23 protein-coding genes are annotated in these 21,434 nt (G+C 36.1%); 18 read left to right on the top strand and 5 right to left on the bottom strand.

The features are described from left to right. Window positions 1-57: 57 nt before the first annotated feature. From MKX39_RS14245 to MKX39_RS14235, 3 genes are all read right to left on the bottom strand, one after another. Window positions 58-429, bottom strand: a complete 372-nt coding sequence (locus MKX39_RS14245) for a YtxH domain-containing protein (protein ID WP_093538599.1) — start codon at window positions 427-429, stop codon at window positions 58-60. A 228-nt stretch (window positions 430-657) separates the two neighbouring features. After that, on the bottom strand, window positions 658-1,182 hold the full coding sequence (locus tag MKX39_RS14240) for a tryptophan transporter (protein ID WP_093538600.1): 525 nt from the start codon (window positions 1,180-1,182) through the stop codon (window positions 658-660). Window positions 1,183-1,301: 119 nt separating this feature from the next. Next, a complete protein-coding gene (locus MKX39_RS14235) occupies window positions 1,302-1,727 on the bottom strand; it encodes an HIT family protein (RefSeq protein ID WP_093538601.1) in 426 nt (141 codons plus the stop codon). Between the two features lie 121 nt (window positions 1,728-1,848). On the opposite strand from MKX39_RS14235, the gene MKX39_RS14230 reads away from it, so the two are divergent. Further along, the gene (locus MKX39_RS14230; RefSeq protein ID WP_093538602.1) at window positions 1,849-2,589 is read left to right on the top strand and encodes an ABC transporter ATP-binding protein; all 741 of its coding nucleotides are present in this window, start codon (window positions 1,849-1,851) and stop codon (window positions 2,587-2,589) included. Next, window positions 2,582-3,778, top strand: a complete 1,197-nt coding sequence (locus tag MKX39_RS14225) for an ABC transporter permease (RefSeq protein ID WP_340769975.1) — start codon at window positions 2,582-2,584, stop codon at window positions 3,776-3,778. Before MKX39_RS14230 ends, MKX39_RS14225 begins: the two co-directional genes overlap by 8 nt. A 297-nt stretch (window positions 3,779-4,075) precedes the next feature. Here the strand turns inward: MKX39_RS14225 and MKX39_RS14220 are convergent, their stop codons facing one another. Then, window positions 4,076-4,570 carry an antibiotic biosynthesis monooxygenase family protein gene (locus MKX39_RS14220; RefSeq protein WP_093538604.1) on the bottom strand — a complete coding sequence of 165 codons (495 nt, stop codon included), beginning with the start codon at window positions 4,568-4,570 and terminating at the stop codon, window positions 4,076-4,078. Window positions 4,571-4,770: 200 nt separating this feature from the next. On the opposite strand from MKX39_RS14220, the gene hemE reads away from it, so the two are divergent. The 8 genes from hemE to MKX39_RS14180 all read left to right on the top strand — a co-directional run bounded on the left by hemE (window position 4,771) and on the right by MKX39_RS14180 (window position 13,284). Further along, window positions 4,771-5,823 carry a uroporphyrinogen decarboxylase gene (gene hemE, locus MKX39_RS14215; RefSeq protein WP_093538605.1) on the top strand — a complete coding sequence of 351 codons (1,053 nt, stop codon included), beginning with the start codon at window positions 4,771-4,773 and terminating at the stop codon, window positions 5,821-5,823. Between the two features lie 17 nt (window positions 5,824-5,840). Then, window positions 5,841-6,770 (top strand): ferrochelatase, encoded by a 930-nt coding sequence (gene hemH, locus MKX39_RS14210; RefSeq protein WP_340769973.1) that lies wholly within the window; start codon window positions 5,841-5,843, stop codon window positions 6,768-6,770. Window positions 6,771-6,908: 138 nt separating this feature from the next. Then, window positions 6,909-7,844, top strand: coding sequence for a YncE family protein (locus MKX39_RS14205; RefSeq protein WP_340769971.1), 936 nt, complete (start codon window positions 6,909-6,911; stop codon window positions 7,842-7,844). After that, window positions 7,844-8,515, top strand: a complete 672-nt coding sequence (locus MKX39_RS14200) for a response regulator transcription factor (RefSeq protein WP_093538608.1) — start codon at window positions 7,844-7,846, stop codon at window positions 8,513-8,515. The genes MKX39_RS14205 and MKX39_RS14200 overlap by 1 nt, the downstream gene beginning before the upstream one ends. Further along, window positions 8,512-9,897, top strand: a complete 1,386-nt coding sequence (locus tag MKX39_RS14195; protein ID WP_340769970.1) for a sensor histidine kinase — start codon at window positions 8,512-8,514, stop codon at window positions 9,895-9,897. The genes MKX39_RS14200 and MKX39_RS14195 overlap by 4 nt, the downstream gene beginning before the upstream one ends. A gap of 5 nt (window positions 9,898-9,902) precedes the next feature. Beyond that, complete coding sequence (locus MKX39_RS14190) at window positions 9,903-10,367, top strand: FixH family protein (RefSeq protein ID WP_340769968.1); 465 nt, start codon at window positions 9,903-9,905, stop codon at window positions 10,365-10,367. A gap of 90 nt (window positions 10,368-10,457) precedes the next feature. Further along, a complete protein-coding gene (locus tag MKX39_RS14185; RefSeq protein ID WP_340769966.1) occupies window positions 10,458-11,027 on the top strand; it encodes a TetR/AcrR family transcriptional regulator in 570 nt (189 codons plus the stop codon). A gap of 67 nt (window positions 11,028-11,094) precedes the next feature. Then, window positions 11,095-13,284 carry a YhgE/Pip domain-containing protein gene (locus MKX39_RS14180; RefSeq protein WP_340769964.1) on the top strand — a complete coding sequence of 730 codons (2,190 nt, stop codon included), beginning with the start codon at window positions 11,095-11,097 and terminating at the stop codon, window positions 13,282-13,284. Window positions 13,285-13,486: 202 nt separating this feature from the next. On the opposite strand, the gene yhfH is transcribed toward MKX39_RS14180, so the two are convergent. Beyond that, on the bottom strand, window positions 13,487-13,612 hold the full coding sequence (gene yhfH, locus MKX39_RS14175) for a protein YhfH (RefSeq protein ID WP_093538612.1): 126 nt from the start codon (window positions 13,610-13,612) through the stop codon (window positions 13,487-13,489). Window positions 13,613-13,734: 122 nt separating this feature from the next. On the opposite strand from yhfH, the gene MKX39_RS14170 reads away from it, so the two are divergent. The 8 genes from MKX39_RS14170 to MKX39_RS14135 all read left to right on the top strand — a co-directional run bounded on the left by MKX39_RS14170 (window position 13,735) and on the right by MKX39_RS14135 (window position 21,022). Beyond that, the gene (locus MKX39_RS14170) at window positions 13,735-14,727 is read left to right on the top strand and encodes a lipoate--protein ligase (RefSeq protein ID WP_340769960.1); all 993 of its coding nucleotides are present in this window, start codon (window positions 13,735-13,737) and stop codon (window positions 14,725-14,727) included. Between the two features lie 81 nt (window positions 14,728-14,808). Beyond that, the gene (locus tag MKX39_RS14165; protein ID WP_093538614.1) at window positions 14,809-15,513 is read left to right on the top strand and encodes a response regulator transcription factor; all 705 of its coding nucleotides are present in this window, start codon (window positions 14,809-14,811) and stop codon (window positions 15,511-15,513) included. Window position 15,514: 1 nt separating this feature from the next. After that, a complete protein-coding gene (locus MKX39_RS14160; RefSeq protein WP_340769958.1) occupies window positions 15,515-16,561 on the top strand; it encodes a sensor histidine kinase in 1,047 nt (348 codons plus the stop codon). Further along, window positions 16,521-17,294, top strand: a complete 774-nt coding sequence (locus MKX39_RS14155; protein ID WP_093538616.1) for an ABC transporter ATP-binding protein — start codon at window positions 16,521-16,523, stop codon at window positions 17,292-17,294. Before MKX39_RS14160 ends, MKX39_RS14155 begins: the two co-directional genes overlap by 41 nt. Beyond that, window positions 17,266-19,197, top strand: coding sequence for an ABC transporter permease (locus tag MKX39_RS14150; RefSeq protein WP_340763246.1), 1,932 nt, complete (start codon window positions 17,266-17,268; stop codon window positions 19,195-19,197). Before MKX39_RS14155 ends, MKX39_RS14150 begins: the two co-directional genes overlap by 29 nt. 300 nt (window positions 19,198-19,497) lie before the next feature. Continuing rightward, a complete protein-coding gene (locus MKX39_RS14145; protein WP_340769956.1) occupies window positions 19,498-19,950 on the top strand; it encodes a hypothetical protein in 453 nt (150 codons plus the stop codon). A gap of 149 nt (window positions 19,951-20,099) precedes the next feature. Further along, complete coding sequence (locus tag MKX39_RS14140) at window positions 20,100-20,468, top strand: NUDIX hydrolase (protein ID WP_340769954.1); 369 nt, start codon at window positions 20,100-20,102, stop codon at window positions 20,466-20,468. Window positions 20,469-20,590: 122 nt separating this feature from the next. Next, window positions 20,591-21,022: a hypothetical protein gene (locus tag MKX39_RS14135; protein ID WP_340769952.1), complete on the top strand. Its 432-nt coding sequence runs from the start codon at window positions 20,591-20,593 to the stop codon at window positions 21,020-21,022. Window positions 21,023-21,434: the final 412 nt, after the last annotated feature.

The following is a 21,434-nucleotide window of genomic DNA, read 5'->3' as shown; positions in this document are numbered from 1 at the left end:
GTGAAACGTTTATAAAAAAAGGATATATCCCATTTTGGAATATATCCTCCTTTCATATTATATTGTTGCTTCTTTTTTCTTTGGTAACTTACTTTCTAAATCTGCCATTGCTTCTTGAATAGACGAAATTTCTGCTTGAAGATGGGCTTGAAGAGGTGCAGTTTCGTTTTTCCATTGGGCAATACTAGATTTAAGGTCTTCAATTGTACTTGGTACTACTTCTTTTGAAGAATTTGTTAAGTTGTTTATTGAACTTTTAACATCTGCTAGTTGAAGCTTTATGTCCGAAAGCTTGTCTCTAAAATCATTAGAGGTAGACTTTAAGGAAGATCGAACTTCCATACCTGATTTTGGAGTGGTCATAAGTACAGTAGAAGCCCCAACTAGTAAACCAGTTGTTAACCCGTAAAATAATGGTGCTAGTTTCATAATAATTCACTCCTTTGCTTATATGTATTATTCCTTACCTTATGATAATTAAAACATATTATTTTATATAACAAAAGGGCAAGCTCCACGATAGGCAATTTGCACAGCAGCAAGACACTTGTGTCTGGACGGAGCATCCACTTTAGAAATTTATTTATATGTCACTAATTAGATAGTTTTCTATAGAAAAAAAGCTTTCCTTCGAAAAGGAAAGCAGTTAGCTTGTATTTATACGGTTAGGGCTGTTTCAAAACTAGTACGTTTAATCAATTTACCTATAATCGGATAGATGATGAAGAATGCTATTGCATTTATAGCAATCGCTGGAATTACTACAATAACAAATAATTCCTGGAAAATTGCACCTGCTCCGAATACAAAAATAGCAGTTGATAAGAAAACTGTACCTGATATTAGTGTGCCAATTCCTGTAAGGATTACACCGACTGCAACCTTATTGGCTAATTTGTTTAATAATAATACAAGACCTAAGAAAACAAATGCTGTTACTGCTTTATCAATGATATTTGGAACAAATCCTCCTGGAAAAGTAGAAAACAGTCCAGAAATAACACCTGTTGAAATACCAAGTAAGAATGTGCTTTTTACGTTAGGAAATAATAGTATTCCTATAAACATCATTGTCAGCATAAAGTCTGGTTTCATCCCACCATTAATTCCTGGGATAATAATGTAAAGTACTGCTCCGACACCTACTAAAAGGGCCATCAAAACTAAATTCTTCGTATTCATTTCTCATCTCTCCTCAGCTATTCTATGCTCTGTTTGTTAATTTCCTCTAACGTATCCTCATGATCGTTAGCAAGAAACTTATATATGATTTTACTTGCTCGATGTAGTAATAGCAAGAATTACTTCTTCAATTTTTCAAATAATTCTCCTGCTAAATTTTGGATGATCTCCGGAGTAAATGTTTTCTCTTTTGTGATCCAAGTTGGACGGAAGCCATCTGTTTGATCGTAACGCGGGATAAAGTGTAAATGGAAATGAAATACGCTCTGACCGGCAGGTGCTCCATTGTTATTTAATAGGTTCATGCCCACTGGACCGAAACTTTCTTTCAAAGCACTCGCAATTTTAGGGACAACTTTGAATAAGTTACTAGCTTCTTCTTCGGATAAATCATACACGTTCTCTTTGTGATTTTTAGGAATAATTAGTGTGTGACCTTTTGTTAATGGCATTATATCCATGAAAGCATACACATACTCATCTTCATAGATTTTCGCACTTGGAATAGAACCATCAATTATTTTGCAAAAAATACATTCACTCATCATATAGCCTCCATATTCATCGTTATGAAAAGTTTAACATATAATAGGACAGGCTGTGGAATGATAGAAGATTTTTTGAATTTTTTTTGGTAAACTATGTATAAGAAGTGAGGTGCGTAAGATGACTGTATTAGAAGTCAAAGACGTGACAGGTGGCTATACAAGAAAGCCTGTGTTACATGATTTAAACTTTTCGATTGAAAAAGGAGAACTAGTAGGGTTAATCGGGTTGAATGGTGCTGGTAAAAGTACTACCATCAAACATATTATCGGAACAATGAACGCTCTAAAGGGTGAAATCCTACTTAACGGTAAAACATTGAAAGAGGATCCAGCACAATATCGTACATCGTTTTCCTATATACCTGAAACGCCAGTGTTATATGATGAGTTGACGTTAAAGGAACATCTTCAGCTAACAGCAATGGCCTACAATTTAGATGAATCTGTTTTTGAGGCAAGAAAAGAAGCATTATTGAAAGAATTCCGTATGGAAAAAAGATTGAACTGGTTTCCAGCGCACTTTTCTAAAGGAATGAGACAAAAAGTAATGATTATGTGTGCGTTCCTAGTGAATCCAACATTGTTCATTATCGATGAACCGTTTGTAGGTCTGGATCCATTAGGTATTAAATCATTACTGGAGCAGATGAAAACAAGAAAAGATGAAGGGGCATCCATATTAATGTCCACACATATATTGACTACTGCAGAAAAATACTGTGATCGTATCCTACTTTTGCATAACGGGAAAATTCGTGCTCAGGGGACAATGGACGATTTACGGGCGGCATTTCAAATGCCTGATGCAACATTAGATGATCTTTACATCGAAATGACGAAGGAACAACAAAATGAATAATTTGCGTGAAGTATGGAGTAAACGGTTTATATTTTATATAAATGAATTGCAAAAATACTTGAAGTATATTATTTCTGGGCATATTGCAATTGTCATTGTATTCGTAATTGGGGCAGCCGGTTATACGTATAGTGAATGGTTGAATACAGCTCCAAAGGATTTTCCCGCCTTTTTAGTTGTATCATTCATCGTGAGTATTTTACTCGCTTTGAGTACGCCAGTTACGTTAATGAAAAAAGCAGATAGTGTTTACTTTCTTCCATTAGAAACAAAACTAGGTGAATATTTAAAACTCGCGCTTACATGGACTTTCTTTTCATCCATTATAGTACCGTTAGCAGCTTTGGTTGTGTCGATACCACTGCTAACAAGAATAGCTGGTTCCACATCACAAGAAATATTATTCTTCTTCGGAGCGATCCTTATTTGGAAGTATTGGAGTATCCAAACGGAATTCCAATATCGATGGGCATCCAACGGTAAAAATGTCTGGGTAGATTATTTCATGCGAATGATTTTATTGTTTGCCGGTTTATATTTCTTACTAAGTGGTACCTATTTATTTTTACTTGCGGTCGTTATTATTCAAATACTCTATTTAATAGCTTGGAAGAAGAAAAAAGCAGAAGTACCTTTTCCTTTTGATCATTTCATTGAAGTAGAGCAATCACGTATGATGCGTTTTTATCGTTTTGCTAATTACTTTACAGATGTCCCGCATATTCAGGGGATGACGAAAAGAAGAAAGTGGCTTGATATTCTTTACAAACTTGCACCCTATGAACAAAAACACACACAATTATATTTAGTTGTACGTACATTTGTCCGTACAAATGATTATTTCTATTTATGGGTTCGTCTTACAGCGCTCGCTATGATCGGGGCCATTTTCATACCGTTTCCAATCGTTGCGATCATCTTTACTAGTGCTCTTTCATTTGCTACGGTCATTCAACTCCGCCAGTCTTTAGCGGCAGGAGAAGAATTCCGAATGGATTTACTGTTTCCTATTAAAGAGGGTGCACGAAAAAAAGCTGTTGATAAACTGATAAGAATAATTCAACTCATTCAGGCAATTTTCGTATTCATCGTAATTTTAGTACAAGCAGGGTTCATAATGGAGTTAATGTTCATACCGATTGTGATGATCGTTATTTCTGAACTGACGCTTCGGGTAAGCAAAATATAATTTAAGAAAAACCAGGCAAAAAGTCGGCTAGTCCTTTAAAAACAGAAACTTGGGTATGCAGTTGATATCCGCTGCGGGCGAACGCTTTCCGTGGGCACAGCTTCAGCCTCTTCCTCATCCGCAGAGGCCAAAAGGATGTTGGTCACAAAGGCTTTGCCACAGGACGTGGCGCACTTTAGCCTTTGTTCTCCACATGTAACGGAAATCAGCAGACTCATTCTAAAAAGTCCTGTAAAACTGATGTTCTTGCGGTACTTTTATATACTTTCTTATATGGTAAGAAAAAAAGAGGGAGCTTTAAAAAGCTTCCTCTTCTTCTATGGATTGGTAAGTAGATATATATGGTGCGCTTGTAAACAAATTTTGTTTATCTGCAATCATGCTAAAATCTAGGTTGACTGTTTTTTCCCATACTTCATAGCTACTGGGACCAGTCCATTCCGATAAAATGATATATGTTTCGGATTTAATAGGTTCTAGCACTCTTAAAGCGATAAAACCTGGTTCATTTTGCGCAGTAGGACCAAGGTTTGTGTATTTGTGCTCGAAAATTGTTTTCCCTTCATCTGTAATGGGAATATGTTGTAAAACGAAGTAACCATTGTGTGAAAAGTTCCCTGCCGATTCTAGCACTTTATATTTTCTGGGCACTTGAAAAACTGATTTATTGGAGGTTTCGTGGATTAGAACGGAATTTCCAGTTCCGTGTAATAGGAAGAGTTCTTCGTTTGGATGTTTCTTTTTTATGGACTGCATAAATTCCGGAGTCCCGGATGTCATATATAAATTCATGAAATTAACTCCCTTTCTCTCTTTTCTTATATCGTTCCCATATTAATGATTTTAAAAACATAATACACAAGTATCATACAGAATTCCGGACAAATTTATGACAAATGCACTGTTTGGCTATACTTTAGAAAAAAGAACGTCTATAGTTGTAACGTATAGGAAAAACAGTACGTTTATATAATGAGAGGCAGGTACCTTTAATGACTAAATTTAACGATACACTTCTTCGTGCAGCACGTGGAGAGCAAGTTGAACACACGCCAGTTTGGTTTATGAGGCAAGCGGGAAGATCACAACCTGAATACAGAAAAATAAAAGAAAAATATTCTTTAGAGCAAATTACACACGAACCTGAACTTTGTGCATATGTTACACGTTTACCAGTAGATAATTACAACGTCGATGCAGCAATTCTGTATAAAGATATAGTAACACCGCTTGTTGGAATAGGCGTAGATGTAAAGATTAAAAATGGAGTTGGCCCTGTAATTTCTAATCCAATCCGTACAGTTCAAGATGTAGCAAACTTAGGGGATTTATCTCCTGAAGATGATGTGCCATTTGTATTGGATACGATTAAATTATTAACGACTGAGCAGCTAAATGTTCCATTAATCGGATTTGCAGGGGCGCCATTCACTCTTGCTAGTTATATGATTGAAGGAGGGCCTTCAAAAAGCTATAACAAAACAAAAGCATTTATGGTTTCAGAACCACAGGCTTGGTTTGCATTAATGGACAAGCTTGCAGATATGATTATTGTCTACATCAAAGCTCAAGTAAAAGCTGGTGCGAAGGCTATTCAAGTATTCGATTCGTGGGTAGGGGCTTTGAATGTAGCAGATTACCGTATTTTCATCAAACCGGTTATGACACGTATTTTCACGGAGCTTCGTGAAACAGGCGTTCCGCTTATTACATTTGGTGTTGGTGCTAGCCACTTAGCGAAGGAATGGCATGACCTTCCTGTTGATGTAGTCGGTATTGACTGGCGCTTATCTATTGAAGAAGCCCGTGCAAAAGGACTGACAAAGCCTTTAATGGGGAATTTAGATCCATCTTATTTAGTTGGCAGTTGGGATGAAATTGAAAAACGCGCGAAAATTATCGTAGAACAAGGTGTGGCTCAGCCTGGGCATATCTTTAACCTTGGACACGGTGTGTTCCCAGAAGTAGAACCGGAAACACTTAAACGTTTAACTTCTTTTGTTCATGATTATAGTAAAGAACTAATCGCAGCAAAATCAAACTAAATTTTTATGAGGTGAAGATGATGAAAAAAACAATGGGATTACTAGTAATGGCTTACGGAACTCCTTACTCAGAAGCAGATATTGAACGATATTATACACATATTAGACATGGTCGTAAACCGAGTGATGAGCAACTGGCTGATTTAACTGGACGTTACGAAGCAATTGGAGGTATTTCCCCACTTGCTAAAATCACTGAAAGCCAAGCAAGAGGATTATGTGACCGTTTAAATGAATTGCAAGATGAGATTGAATTCAAGTTATATATTGGATTAAAACATATCGAGCCTTTCTTAGAGGATGCAGTTGCAGAAATGCATAAAGATGGTATTACAGAAGCAGTATCAATGGTATTGGCACCACATTTCTCTACTTTCTCTATTAAATCATATAATGGTCGTATTAAAGAGGAAGCAGAAAAGCTTGGTAACCTTAAAATTACTTCAATCGAAAGCTGGTACGATGAACCAAAATTCGTCCAATACTGGAGTGACAGAGTAAGCGAAGCATTCGCAGCAATGACGGAAGAGCAACGCGAAAAAGCATGTTTAATCGTTTCAGCTCACTCATTACCAGAAAAAATAAAAGAATTAGGCGATCCATATCCCGACCAATTGCAAGAAACAGCAGATTTAATTGCACAAGCAGCAGGCGTGGAAAACTACGAAGTGGGCTGGCAAAGTGCTGGACAAACTCCTGAGCCTTGGATTGGACCAGATGTACAAGATTTAACTCGTGAATTACACGAACAAAAAGGATATACAACATTTGTTTACACGCCAGTAGGATTCGTTGCAGAGCATTTAGAAGTTCTTTACGATAATGACTATGAATGTAAAGTAGTATGCGATGATATCCAAGCGACATATGTACGCCCTGAAATGCCAAATGCACAACCTCAATTTATCGATGCAATGGCAGATGTCGTTTTAAAACACTTGAAATAATAGTTACCTAAATTACCCTAGACATCTGAATGATGTTTAGGGTAATTTTTTTGGTGTTTAGGTGGAACAAAAAATTGAAATCTATTTCAAACTTTTTTCACATATTCTCGTTATAATGAAAGAAATGGGGGTGGATAGGTGAAAAAGTTATATATACTCTTATTACTTTGCTTTATAGGAGGGTGTTCAGAGGCAAGCTTTCCAGCCATCCCCTCGGATACGGATTTTGTTGCTAGCTTGAATACATTAGGCGGAAGCATAGACTTTATATCAAATGAAGCTGAAATAATGGAGTCATGGGAGCTAGAAGAGGCCTACACGGGTTTTGCATTAGCAACAGATGATCTACTTCTAGTTTACGGATACACCGTTGAAAAGGCAGAGCTCATTGAATTATCAACAGGTAAACAGGTAGCTTCTATTGACGTAGGTGAAGGCTCTACTTATGCGTATGTATATGAAGAAAAAATCTATATTACCAATGCTATAGATAATACAGTTTCCCTTTATAATACAAAAGGGGAAAAAATACAGACTCAAGCTACTGGAAATTATCCAATGGCAATGATTTCTGATGGGAATAATCTTTATGTCGTCAATTTTAAAGATGAATTCCTCTCTAAACTATCTATGGAGTTAGAAGAAGTAGATGAGTGGGCGATTCCGACTTCTTCTCATGGTCTATTTATAAAGGACAACGAACTTTGGTTAGGCGGCCACGGTGCAGGAAGTAGTCCTAATCGCTCTATTAAAAGAATGAATATAAATACTGGTGAACTAATAGGTGAAATTGAAGTTCCATTAATGCCTATTAATATGGCTAGAGCGAAAAATGGACATGTTTTCACCGTAAGTCACGGTAGTAGTTCAGTCTATGAAATATCCGAAACTGGTGAGGTTTTAAACTCTATCAAAGCAGGAGCAAACCCGTTTTGGATAAGCTCCTTTGGTGATAGTATGGTGCTTGCTGGTTATGATGATCATCAATTATATTTTATCCAGTCTGGTGAGATTACCAAAAAACTGCAGGTCGGAAAAGGCCCATTCCAGTTAATCGTAAGGGAGATTGAATGATGACTACTATATTAGTCGTAGATGATGAAAGAGAAATGCGCAAGCTAGTTGAACTTCATTTATATCAAGCAGGTCATCATGTCCTCCACGCGGATAATGGAGAAGACGCAATTGAACAAGTGCGAACGTCCAACATAGACTTAATACTGCTAGATGTGATGATGTCTGGCATGAATGGATTTGAGGTTTGTGAGAAAATAAGAACATTTTCTCCAATACCGATTATCTTTTTAACTGCGTTGGATGCTAAAACAGATTTAGTCAAAGGGTTAAAGCTTGGTGGGGATGACTATGTCATCAAACCTTTTACAGCTATCGAATTAATGGCTCGTATAAATGCTATACTTCGTAGAGTTGGTATAAACTCATATGAACATCATAAAGTAGGAATTATTGAACATGATGTAGTGAGTAGACAAATTACAGTAAATAATGAAAAAATCCAACTGACGTTAAAGGAATATGAATTACTTCATATATTCATGAAATATGAAGGAAAAGCGTTTTCCAGAGAGCAGCTATTAGAACGAATTTGGGGAATGGATTATGAAGGCGGAACGCGTACTGTTGATACGCATATTAAAACACTTCGTTTAAAGCTGGGAGAACAAGCTGGGAAATATATTGAGACGGTGTGGGGAATAGGTTATCGGTTTGAGGTAGTAGAATGAAAAAACTATCCGTAAAAATTTGGATGTTGCTTTTATTGTTCATAACTATCACGATTGTATTCTTAATGATATTCACTAATTTTCTATATGAAGAACTTTATGTGGAGGATACAGAAACCTCCATGATAGAGATAGCAGAAAACTTACGAGGTACGTATAAGGGTGGAGCAGTTACAAATGACTTCATCAAACAAACAGAAGATTTCAATCGATTTTCGGACGTAGAGGTTTTTACTGTACGAAATCCGAAAGAGCTTAGTGCTTGTATTCCTTTTGATATAGACTATGAGTCATTAATTGGTCCTGAGGAACGCGCTCAGCTTATTGAAGGTGAGGCAGTCATTAAACGAGGTTATGAAAAGAGATTTAACCGAGAAGTTGTATCCGTTATTTATCCTTTAGTCGATGAAAATAGGCTAGAAGGAATTATTTATGTCTATGTACCATTAACGAAAATGACGGAAATGGCTTCGAAGGATGTCATTTTTTTATTGATAATAGTATCTCTCCTACTCCTTTTAATGGCATGGATCAGTTTAAAGACAGTGCAAAAAGTTCTCGTGCCGCTAGATAAGCTAAAAGTAGCAGCCAATGAAATGGCAGTAGGAAAATACGACACAAGAGTTGATGTGAAATCGACCGACGAAATTGGGGAACTTGCTAAAACCTTTAACCAAATGGCTACGTCTATTCAGGAAGAAGATGAGAAAAAAAGAGATTTCTTATCTATTGTATCCCATGAACTACGTACGCCGATTAGTTATATAAAAGGGTATGGAGAAGCATTTGAACAGCATCTTGTTACAGAAGAAAAGAAAAAAGAGGTTTATACACTTATTGTGCAAGAGGCTAATCGAATGCAGAAACTGACAAATGATTTGCTAACATTAGCACGTTCTGAACAGCATCAGGAAGTTCAAATATCGCCATTAGTGTTATCGGAGATTGTACGGGAGGTATTGCAGCTGGTCAAAACATTAGCAGATAAAAAGCAAATATCGTTTACTGTTACAATAGACGAGGATACAATTATAAAAGCTAATGAGCAAATGACCAAACAAATATTAATCAATATTTTAGAAAACGCTATTCACTATTCGCCTGTCTCATCCTCCATCAAAATAGGAAATGAACTAGCAAAGAATGATACAACTATTCATATTCAAGATGAAGGGTGTGGAATAGCACCGGAGCATTTGACGCGTATTACCGAAAGGTTTTATCGTGTAAATAAGGCTAGAAGTCGTATAGATGGGGGAACTGGTCTTGGACTATCTATTGCTTCTCAACTTATCGAAATGCAAAAAGGCAAGCTAATATTCACAAGTGAAGTAGAAAAAGGAACAACGGTTTATATAACATTACCAATTTGGGAGGAATAGTTTTTATGAAAAAGACATTAGCAGTTCTAGTATTTGCAACGATGACACTTGTAGGTTGCGGAGATAAAGAAGTATCGGAAAGTCCATCAACAAGTAATAATGAAGGCACACTGGAAGAAGTGATAGTAGACATCCAAACAGCTGAAACACTTTCTGTAGATGATGTTGTCTTATCTGCAAAAGTAACGCAATCGGATAAATCAGTGGATGATGCTAGCGTTGAATTTGAGGTATGGGAATCAGGCTTGCGTGACGAAGGGCATATGATAGAAGGAAATTTAACAGAAGATGGCGTATATGAAGCAAATTATTCATTTGATCATGATGGAGTTTATTATATGTTTGCTCATACAAATGCAAGGGGACTTCATGTTATGCCAAAGCAGGAACTGATTGTTGGTGAACCCGATATGAGTAAGGTATTGCCAGATGATAGTGATAATTCAATGAGTGAAATGAATCACGAATAAATACCTTGCCAATGAAATAAGATGGGTGTATTATAATGACTAGATGACCGAAACGGTTTTCTGGTCATTTTTTAGATTGGGGTGTAGCGAATGGATCGCAGGCAGGAAATATTAGAAGCTGCAACTAAATCCTTTTCCTTGTTTGGCTTTAAAGCTACAACGATGGAGCAAATAGCTAAAATTGCAAATGTAGGAAAAGGAACAATATATACCTTTTTTGAAAATAAAGAAGTACTTTTTCAAGAAATTGTACTTCGTGTAATTACGGAGATGAAACAGGAAGCGACAAAAGTGATTAATGAAGAAGCTTCTTTCCAAGAAAATGCATATGCCGCTTTGATGAAAATGCTAGAATTCCGGGACACTCACCAACTGTTTGCTAAAATTATTGCAGAGGAACAGGAATGGAGAACCCCCGCAGTAATACAGGTAAGGGCGCAAATTGAGCAAGCAATTGTTTCCTTTATTAAACAGAAGGTTGATAAGTATATTGATGCAGGAGAAATTCGTCAAGTAAATAGTGAACTCGTTGCATACTTACTATTAAAAGGGTATTTGGCGTTCGTTAACGACTGGAATCTAACACACGAAAAACCGTTAACAGAAAAGGAAATAACAGACTTTTTTCAAGATACCATTTTTCATAGTCTCATTATTTGAGACTTATTTTTTGGAGAAAATTGACCGACTGAACGAATTGGTCATACAGTACTAGGAGGGAATATTAATGATTAAATCAGAATGGAAAAATATTTTCACAAATAGAAAGTTACTCATTTCTATAATAGCGGTATTGTTTATACCTGTTATGTACGCAGGAATGTTCCTATGGGCATTTTGGGATCCCTATGCAAACTTAAGTGATCTACCTGTAGCAGTAGTAAATGCAGACGAAGGTGCTACGTATAATGAAACTGCTCTATCGTTAGGGGACGACCTATCAGAGAAGTTAAAGGAAAGTGAACAGTTTAAGTTTATTTCTGTTTCAAAAGAAGACGCAGACGAAGGATTAGTAAATGAGGACTATTATTTATTAATCGAGATTCCTGAAAACTTTTCACAACATGCAACAACATTGTTAGATGAAGAGCCCCAAAAGATGGTAATAACATACAAAGCAAATGAAGGATATAACTTCCTATCCTCTCAAATTGGGGAAACTGCAATGGACCGAATACGTGCAGAGGTGAATAAGCAAGTCTCTGAAACCTATGCGGAGCAATTATTTGATTCTATTACAAAATTGGGAGATGGATTTGCCGAGGCTTCGGATGGAGCTGGTAAATTAAAAGATGGTGCTGCAGAGATTAATACGGGAGCATCTGACTTAAAAGGTTATTTAGAGCAATTGGCCAGCAGTACGATCAAGCTTCAAGATGGTACTAGTACAGTTGCAAATGGCATACAGAAAGCTGCAACTGGTTCAACCGAGTTAAATAGTGGACTATCAACACTTTCAGGTGGTTCAAAGCAATTAGCAGACGGAGTCAATCAAACAGCTACTGGTGCAGCTCAACTAAATAGTGGAATTCAAACATATACAAGCGGCGTAGCTAAACTAAATGATAGCTATCAATTATTAAGTGAAAAAGAAAAGGAATTAATAAATTCCTTAGCTACATTACAGTCTAGCAGTGCAACTATTAATAACAGTACGAATCAGTTATCCGAAGGTTCTACTCAGGTAACTGCTGGGATTCAAGCACTATCTCAACAGTTAACTCAGTTATCTGAGTCATTACCAGCAGAACAGGCAGCAAAACTAGTTGAAACAGTGAAACAGTTAGAAACGGGTAGTTCTACAGTATCAGCGGGTCTTGAAAAGCTAGCTAATGGTACAGCTGCACTAGAAAAAGGTACTACTCAAGTGAGCAGCGGGGCAAATCAGCTTAGTGCCGGTTATACACAAGCACAGCAAGGGATTTCCAAACTAAATGGCTCTTCTAGTGCATTAATAGAGGGTTCTGCAAGCTTAGCAACTGGTACTAGTACACTTGCATCTAAAATGAGCGATTTTACAACAGGTATTCAACAAGCATATAATGGCTCCTCTAGTTTAGTAGCTGGTCTGAATGAGTTAGCATCTGGCTCAAATCAGTTAAAAACTGGAACTGGAACATTGGCAGAGAAATCTGGAGAGTTAGCATCTGGCTCCGCTAAATTAACGGAGGGAACAGAACAATTAGCAGAAGGAACTGGAACTTTACAATCCAGCTTAAAGGATGCTAGTGAAAAGTCTAAAGAGGTATCAGCAAATGAGTCAACCTACGAAATGGTTGCTTCTCCAGTAGATGTGGAAGTCGAAGGAGTAAATGAAGTACCAAACTATGGTACCGGATTTACACCATACTTCTTATCTTTAGGATTATTTGTTGGAGCATTACTAATATCGATCGTATTTCCATTCGTGCAGTCTGCTATTAAGCCTACAAGCGGATCATCTTGGTTTTTCAGTAAGATCTCAGTATTGTCAATAGTAGGGATAATTCAATCATTAGTAGTTGTAGCTATCGCTTTGTTTGCCTTAAAATTGGAGCCGCAAAGTGTAGGGTTATTCATATTATCAACAATCATTACAAGCTTTACCTACTTGGCTATTGTCCAATTACTTGTAACAGTACTAGGTGACCCAGGTCGCTTTGTAGCAATTGTCATCTTAATACTTCAATTGACAACTAGTGCAGGTACGTTCCCATTGGAGCTAATACCTCAGCCGTTACAAATCTTTAATAAATTCTTACCGATGACTTATTCAGTCCAAAGTTTTAAAGCATCCATTTCAACAGGAAACATGAGCAATTTCTGGTCAACTAACAGTGTATTATTAGGGTTTATGATAGTATGTTTTGCCTTAACTTTTGGTTACTTCATGCTAATGTTCAAAAAACGCCACTCTAAAGAAACAGTTGAAGCTTAAACTTTTTAACCCATCTCGTAAAAGAGGTGGGTTTTTTTGAATAAAGCAAAATCCTGTGAACTTGAATTGTAAGCAATTATTTTATATTTAATAGCCAACACCCCGAGGATTTCATTCTTGGGGTGTTTGCATATGTGTTCCTTTTTACGAACAAAAAATCCCACTAGAAAGGGAGGTTTCTAGTGGGTAGTTCTTTCCATTATTAAAGTTTTGTACATTTATCACAGTGGTTCCCGTAGCATTCATGTTGTTCTTCAATTGTGTCACCACAGGTAGCACATTTCTTCGCGGGTAGGTTACGGAAAAATTCAATTACGTTTTCTAACATAGTTGTTCCACCTCCATCTGTTATATAACTGGTTTTATTATTATTATTGTATTATAACACAGTTCAATTTGTCAACATATTGTCTGAAATTTTGATAAAATAATGTTAAAGGAGAGATGGACATGTATTTTATTGATAATAAAGGAATTACAGATCCACGCATTAACTTAGCAATTGAGGAATATGCATTAAACACAATGGACATAGAAAAGGATTCTTTTCTTCTGTTTTACATAAATCAGCCTTCCATTATTATTGGAAGAAACCAAAATACGGTGGAAGAAATAAATACTGATTTTGTAGAGAAAAATGGGATTATTCCTGTTCGAAGACTTTCAGGTGGTGGAGCTGTGTACCATGATTTAGGAAACCTGAATTATAGCTTTTTAACAAAGGATGATGGAGAAAGCTTCCGTAACTTTAAAAAGTTCACTCTGCCTGTTATAGAGGCACTTGCAAAAATGGGTGTAAATGCAGAGCTATCTGGAAGAAATGATATTTTGGCAGAAGGTAAAAAAATCTCTGGCAATGCACAATTCTCTACTCGTGGCCGAATGTTCAGCCACGGAACATTAATGTTTGATACAGATATAGATGCTGTTGTATCAGCTTTAAAAGTAAGTAAAGAAAAAATTGAATCTAAAGGTATTAAATCTATTCGAAGTCGCGTAACAAACATCAAAGAGCTGTTAGATAATCCTATGACAATCGAACAGTTCCGTTTAGAAATTCTTGCTTCTATTTTTGAAGGAGAAGAAAATATCCAGTATTGGGAGTTAACAGAGCAGGACTGGGAAAATATCCACAAGCTTTCAGAAGAACGTTACCAGCAATGGGATTGGAATTACGGTAAATCACCTAAATTTAATATGAAACATTCACATCGCTTCCCAGTAGGTGGAGTAGATGTGCGTTTAGATGTAAATAGAGGAATGATGGAAGAAGTGAAAATCTTCGGCGACTTCTTCGGTGTAGGTGATATGGCGGAAGTAGAACAGCTACTAACTGGCAAACCATATAGCAAAGAAGGCATAGAAGCGGCGTTAGCAAACGTAGACGTACCTAAATACTTCGGTGGTATTACAAAAGAAGAGCTTGTTCAATTAATTTATTGATAAATGGAAGAGAGTCTGACGTATGTTGGGCTCTTTTTTGATATGATAAAGTAAGAACTGTTTTTGTGGAGGAGGATATTTGTGACAACGCATCGTGTGTTAGTAGTAGAGGATGATCGAAAAATTGCATCTTTGCTTGCAGATACTTTAAGGAAATATCATTATGAGGTACATACTATAGAGAACTTCGATCAAATAGTAGAGGAGTTTACTGCATTTGATCCACATATTGTTTTACTAGATATAAATTTACCGTCCTATGATGGCTATTATTGGTGTCGCCAATTGCGTCAATTGACGACTTGTCCGATTATATTTGTTTCCGCGAGATCTGGAGAAATGGATCAAATTTTCGCTCTAGAAAATGGTGGAGATGATTTTATCACGAAGCCTTTTCACTATGAAATCGTCTTAGCTAAAATAAGAAGTCATTTGAGACGAACGTATGGTGAATATGCTGCAAAGCAGGAAGAAAGAATTGTGAAGGTTGGCAGGCTTCAACTTTATATGGAGCGTATGGAGTTACATACGCCCAATGGTGAAATTCCGCTTCAAAAGAAAGAGTGTACAATATTGGAATTATTGTTACGCAATCATCCGAAGCTTGTGACCAGAGAGCAGCTACTAGAGGAGCTGTGGGATGACCAGTCATTCGTGGATGAGAATACATTAAATGTAAATATGACAAGAGTTCGAAAAAAGTTAAGTGACTATAAGGTTATATCAACGATTGAGACGGTAAGAGGAGCGGGATATAGATTAATCCTAAGCCCGGAGGAGTCATAATATGATTCGATTGTTCATAAAGGAGCATTTAGTTTTTTTAGTGTTTCAGGTTTTATTAGTATTATTTGTCATGCTATTGTATTGGCTAGATGGCTTCCGAAATGTTGATACTGCAGTGTATTCTATAGTTATTACGAGTATATTGACAATGACCTTTTTAGGGACCTTATTTGTAAAAAAGTATGCATTTTATAAAAAGATTCTTTCTGTACCTACTGAAATAGAGGGTGTCTTACAACGAGAGTCGCAGTCCGCAGAGATCAAACAAGTAGAGACGTACTTGCAGCATATTTACCGTCTGTATCAAAAGGAAGTACAGCTTTTATATGCGAGGCAAAATAGACATCTCCAATTTATGAATAGTTGGGTGCATCAGATGAAAACACCTATTTCCGTTATCGAGTTAATGACGCAAGGGAATGATCAAGTTGATGCAGTTGGTGTTTCGGAGGAAATGGATCGTCTGAAGCGTGGTCTCGAAGCAGTTCTGATGAACGCACGATTAGATACATTTGAAGAAGATATGCATATTGAACAAATTGATATAAAGCAACTTGTTACCGAAGTGGTTTCGAGTAATAAGCGTTTGTTTATAGGAAGTCATGTGTTCCCAGTCATTTCCATTGCAGAAGAATGTGTGATTACTTCAGATTCAAAATGGTTACGATTTGTAATAGCTCAATTTATAACAAATGCTATTAAATATACATTTGAAGAAAACAAAAAGGTATACTTTGAAACCACCTTTGAACATAACCAAGTAATTTTGTCCGTGCGAGATGAGGGAATTGGTATTCCTGGCTCTGACATGAAAAGGGTAACGAAAGCCTTCTTCACTGGAGAAAATGGAAGGAAAACGGGAGAATCTACTGGCATGGGATTATATTTGGCTCAAGAAATTTGTCACAGGTTAGGACATGAGCTTCAAATCACATCCACTGTTGGAGATGGAACTACTGTATCTATTATTTTTGAACAACATGAATCTACAGAACGAGGTGAGCTCGATGTCGATATTGATGCTGGAAGAAATAACGAAGGTTTATGAAGGAAAAGTAGCGCATCTAGCGATCAATCAACTGAGCTTCGAGGTTGAAAAGGGTGAGTTTCTAGCAGTTATGGGACCTTCAGGGAGTGGCAAAACAACATTACTAAATCTAATATCAACAATAGATCGCCCGACTTCTGGAGATATAATGATTAACGGTCTGGATCCATTGCAGTTGAAAAGCAATGATCTATCCCTATTCCGTAGAAGACAGCTTGGCTTTGTATTTCAGGATTTTAATTTACTTCCTGCGTTAACAGTGGAAGAGAATATGGTCTTACCTCTAACTTTAGATGGTCAGCCGGTAAGTGTCATGAAAGAGAAAGTTAATAAGATTGCGGAACAGCTTGACCTAACCTCTATTTTAGAAAAGCGTCCATTTGAAATTTCAGGCGGACAGGCGCAAAGAACTGCTATTGGACGAGCATTAATACATGAGCCCTCCATCATACTGGCAGATGAACCAACTGGAAATCTAGATTCAAAAGCTGCAAAGGATGTATTAGAACTACTATCTAATGTAAACAAAAAAAGTAAAACAACCATCATTATGGTGACACATGATCCGATTGCTGCGAGTTATTGTGATCGAGTTCTATTTATAAAAGACGGCGAATATTTTAATGAAATTTATAAAGATGACCGCAGACAAACGTTCTTTCAACGTATTTTAAATGTCTTATCATTACTAGGTGGAAATGTAAATGACCTTTCAACAATTCGCTTATCATAATGTCATTCGTAATGCGCGGGTATATGCTGCATTTTTACTAGCTAGTATTTTTTCAGTTTTAGTATTTTTTGTTTACTCTATGTTAATGTTTCACCCTAATATTGAAGATCAATTTTTGCAAAATATTGCATTTGGTGGAATGTTCATTGCGCAGGTAATTCTAATAATATTTACTTTGTTTTTTTTGTTTTACTCGATGAGCGCTTTTTTACAGGCACGGTCGCATGAATTTGGAGTACTTCTTAACTTAGGAATGGACAAGCGTCAGCTGAATCGGATGATTTTTTTAGAGACAATGATTTTAGGCGTTGTATCCACATCTGTAGGTATCTTTTTCGGATTTGCCTTTTCTAAATTTTTCTTTATGGTTATTCGTGAAATGTTTTTACTAGATAGTCTGCCGTTATATATGTCATGGAAACCCTTTACATTAACTATTCTTGTATTTTTATCTTTGTATATTATTATTTCGTTTGGTAGTTCAGTATTTATTCGTAAAAAGAATATTATTCAATTGTTGAAAGGATATAGTAAGCAAAATGAACAGGAGAATTACAGCAAGGGTAGAGCAGTTTTAGGGTTATTGCTACTTTTAACGGCTTATAGTTTAGTAATATTTTCACTATTTCAACTTAAGGTTTACCTGAGCGTAGTCATTATTATACTGGCTTTTATAGGTACTTATCTGTTCTATACCGACAGTATTTTGTATATTTTAGGAGTTATACGAAAGCGTAAGAATTTATATTGGCATTCTTTCCGATTAATAGCTTTTGCAGAAGCTTCTATAAAAATTAGAGAAAATGCTCGAATGTTTTTTATAGTAACGCTTGTTTCGACTTTAGCCTTTCTTTCGGTTGGAGTCGTGACTTCGTTTACATCTTTTACAGCGCAATATCGGGAGATGAACCCGATTAGTATTTTTTACACTAGTAATTGGGACAATCCTTTTGAGGAAGAGCATGTGATGAAATTATCTCAGGAACTCCAAAAGGAAGGGTTATCCTACGAGTTGGTTAAGTTCACCGTAAAAAAACAAACTTCCTCCAATTTACGTAGCCGTGTAAATCTTATAAAGGAATCAGAAGTGAATAGTTTGGCGGTTGCATTGAAGATTCCATTGATTGACCTTCAAAATGGGGAAGCATTGGTCATTCCGAATAAGCGTGAGGCATCTGAAGAAATAAGAACAGAAGATGAGCAAACAGTGTTAGAAGAAAGTAATGTGCCAATTCAAATTAAAGGAGTCTATAAACAGGTGATTTTCCCTTCACTTGCTCTTGGAGATAAATCATTAATCATTAGTGATGAGGATTATGGGCTGATAACCGAGCCTTTATATGGGCATGGCTTGAGGGAATCTAACATAACCTATTATGCTTTTCACGTTTCTGAGTGGCTTCGGACGAAGGATGTTGGGACAGATTTAGATAGAATTATGACACAGTCCATGGGTACTTCAAATACAAATCCCAACTCCTTCTATTTCTCCAATCCTGGTTTAAATTATTCACTTATCCAGGCAACGTTTTCTTTATTGTTATTTACAGGTCTACTGGTAGCAGCGGTATTGTTGCTTGCAGCTGGCAGTTTTGTTTACTTTAAACTTTATACAGATCTTGAGCGTGACAAAAAACAATATGATGTACTTCGGAGAATGGGTGTTACGGATAGAGAGCTAGTGAAAATCGTAAATCGGCAGTTAATCCCTCAGTTTTTCTTGCCCTGGGGATTGGCTATGGTGCATAGTACATTTTCATTTATGTTTTTACAAGCCTTTTGGGTTGATCTAGCTGCCGTTTCAATAGCGATGGAAATGTTACTCGTGTTAATAGCGTTCACGATTATTCAAGTCTCTTATTTCTTTTTGATCCGTTGGAGATACATTGCTCATATTCAGTAAAAAGGAAGGTTGAAAGGTTATCCATTGGTGTTAATATCGCAAGAAGTGTAATGTAAATAAAAATGTATATTAAATGGCATCGCTAGTGCGGTGCCATTTGTATATAAAAATAAAGGCTATGTTAAAGGTAAAGATTGATTTTTAGTAAAGCATTATGGATTTTACCTGCATCTAAAAGTTTGTGAAAGAATGTACTTAAACTAACGCAGCAGGTTAGTTTAAGAAGAAAAACGAATAATGCGTATTTGACTCATTACTGAACGAAGAACAGGTCATACTAAGATAAAAAGGTGTGGCTTTATGAAACAAGCATTTTTTCTTTTAACATTAATTTCTTTAATCATTCTTACAGGTTTTGTTAAGAAAGACCAAGACAAATGCCTTCATTGTAAAGAATGCTATGATACCGCTTGGGATGACGGGTATAGTCTGGGTTATGGTACAGGAACTGTAAATGAAAGGTATCGAATCACAAGAAGCCTGATTCAATTAGGAAAAACGGATGAAGAACTTGTTCACATGATACCAACAAGCTATGTGGAATTAAAGGACGTAAGAGAGCAGCTCAAACTCTTACGTGGTTATTTTGAATTTGAGGTATCAAGTTACGAGAAAGCAAGAGAACTTTTAAAAGAAGGTAAATCAAACGAAGAGATTGTAGAAAAAACAAACTTAAGTTTCTCTGAATTAGAATTGGTGAAACAACAACTGAAGCAAAATAATGGAAAATTCAAATGGGAAGTGAATAACTAAGGGACTTAAGCCAAAGTGATAAGTCTTTGTGAACTTAACTAAAATATTGTGAAGAAATGTACTTAAGCTAACGGGTGCTTTAGTGAAATGTAGGGCTGATAATACATCTCACTTTTCTTATTAAACTAAAGTAAGCATTGGAGGTTTTTATGATTTCTCAAGGGTTTGTTTTAAAAGATAATATGGTGTTAATGGTTCAACAACATGTTCAACGTGGGGAAATTGTATGGAATTTTCCAGGTGGTGGAATTCATAAAGGAGAATCTTCAGAAGATGCTTGCATAAGAGAAATAAAAGAAGAAACTGGTTATGAGGTTAAAATCAAAGAACTTCTTTATACAGAATCAACGAAATTTACCTATTTAGTTGAAATTGTTGGCGGAAAAATGTTTGTAGATAAAAGTAATGAGGATAACGAAGATATAATTGATGTTTCCTGGGTGTCAATTGATGATAAAACTAAATGGGATAATATTACGCTTCCAATTTTTGATTTGTATCAAAAATCGATAAGGTAAATAAAATATCTATTTTCTATTAACGGGTGCTATACTTCAAGAAGGAGTAAAGCATTTTTTCTTCTTGAATTAAAGCCGCAGTTTGTTTCAATAAGAGCTAATTATTATTGGGGGCTTATTATATGAAATATTTCTTAAAGTTAAATGTTGTTAGTATTCTGTACGCTCTTATGGTATTTGTTCCTCTTGAACTTATGTTAAATGTGTATAGAATTAGCAGACTGACAAATTGGAAAATTGGTACGGTAAATATTCTGACGGGCATAACGCTTATTATTGAAATTATAGGTGGTACAATACTAATCCTTTTCTTAACAAAAAAGTGGTTGCGTGGACGAAAGGCGAACTTTTTCACAGTGATTCTTTGGGTACCCTATTTTGTTCTTCTAATTTATGTCATCGCATCTTTATTTCCAATAACTAATGGTGGAGATACCCCCAATCCTGTTACTGGTCTTTTAGCAATAGGAGGATTGATAGTTTATCCGTTCTATATACTAATTCTCAATTTTGCCTGTATAACAAATGATAATAAAACAATTGGGACTGTGTAAAATAGAAGATTTTTTGCAGAGTTGTACTTTTCACTAACGGGTGCTTTACTTCAAGAAGGAGTAAAGCTTTTTTTCGTATTCAAATAAAGACACAGTTAAGGTCAATAACTCGTATTAAGTGTTTTTCGAACTCTTATACAGGCATATACTTAAGTTAAAAAGGAAGTGTACTAACTGAAAAAGAGTAAAATTACTTTAATTGGGACTATTGTATTTTTATTTGTTATAACCTTTCTATTTATCAATAATGCCTCGTCAAAAGGAGATACATCTGAAGTACCACCTATATTAAGTCCTGAGGAACAAGCAGAAAAAACGGCTGAGATTGAAAATTCCCTCTACGGAGATAGAGGAATACTTAAACAAGTAGATGATGAATTATTGAAAAAAGGTTATGAATTTCAGACTTTGG

It is taken from the genome of Psychrobacillus sp. FSL K6-1464 (genome assembly GCF_038003145.1).
GTDB classification, from domain to species: Bacteria; Bacillota; Bacilli; order Bacillales_A; family Planococcaceae; genus Psychrobacillus; species Psychrobacillus psychrotolerans.
The sequence above is the reverse complement of the archived record's forward strand: the minus strand, read 5'-3'. Positions and strand labels throughout refer to the sequence as shown.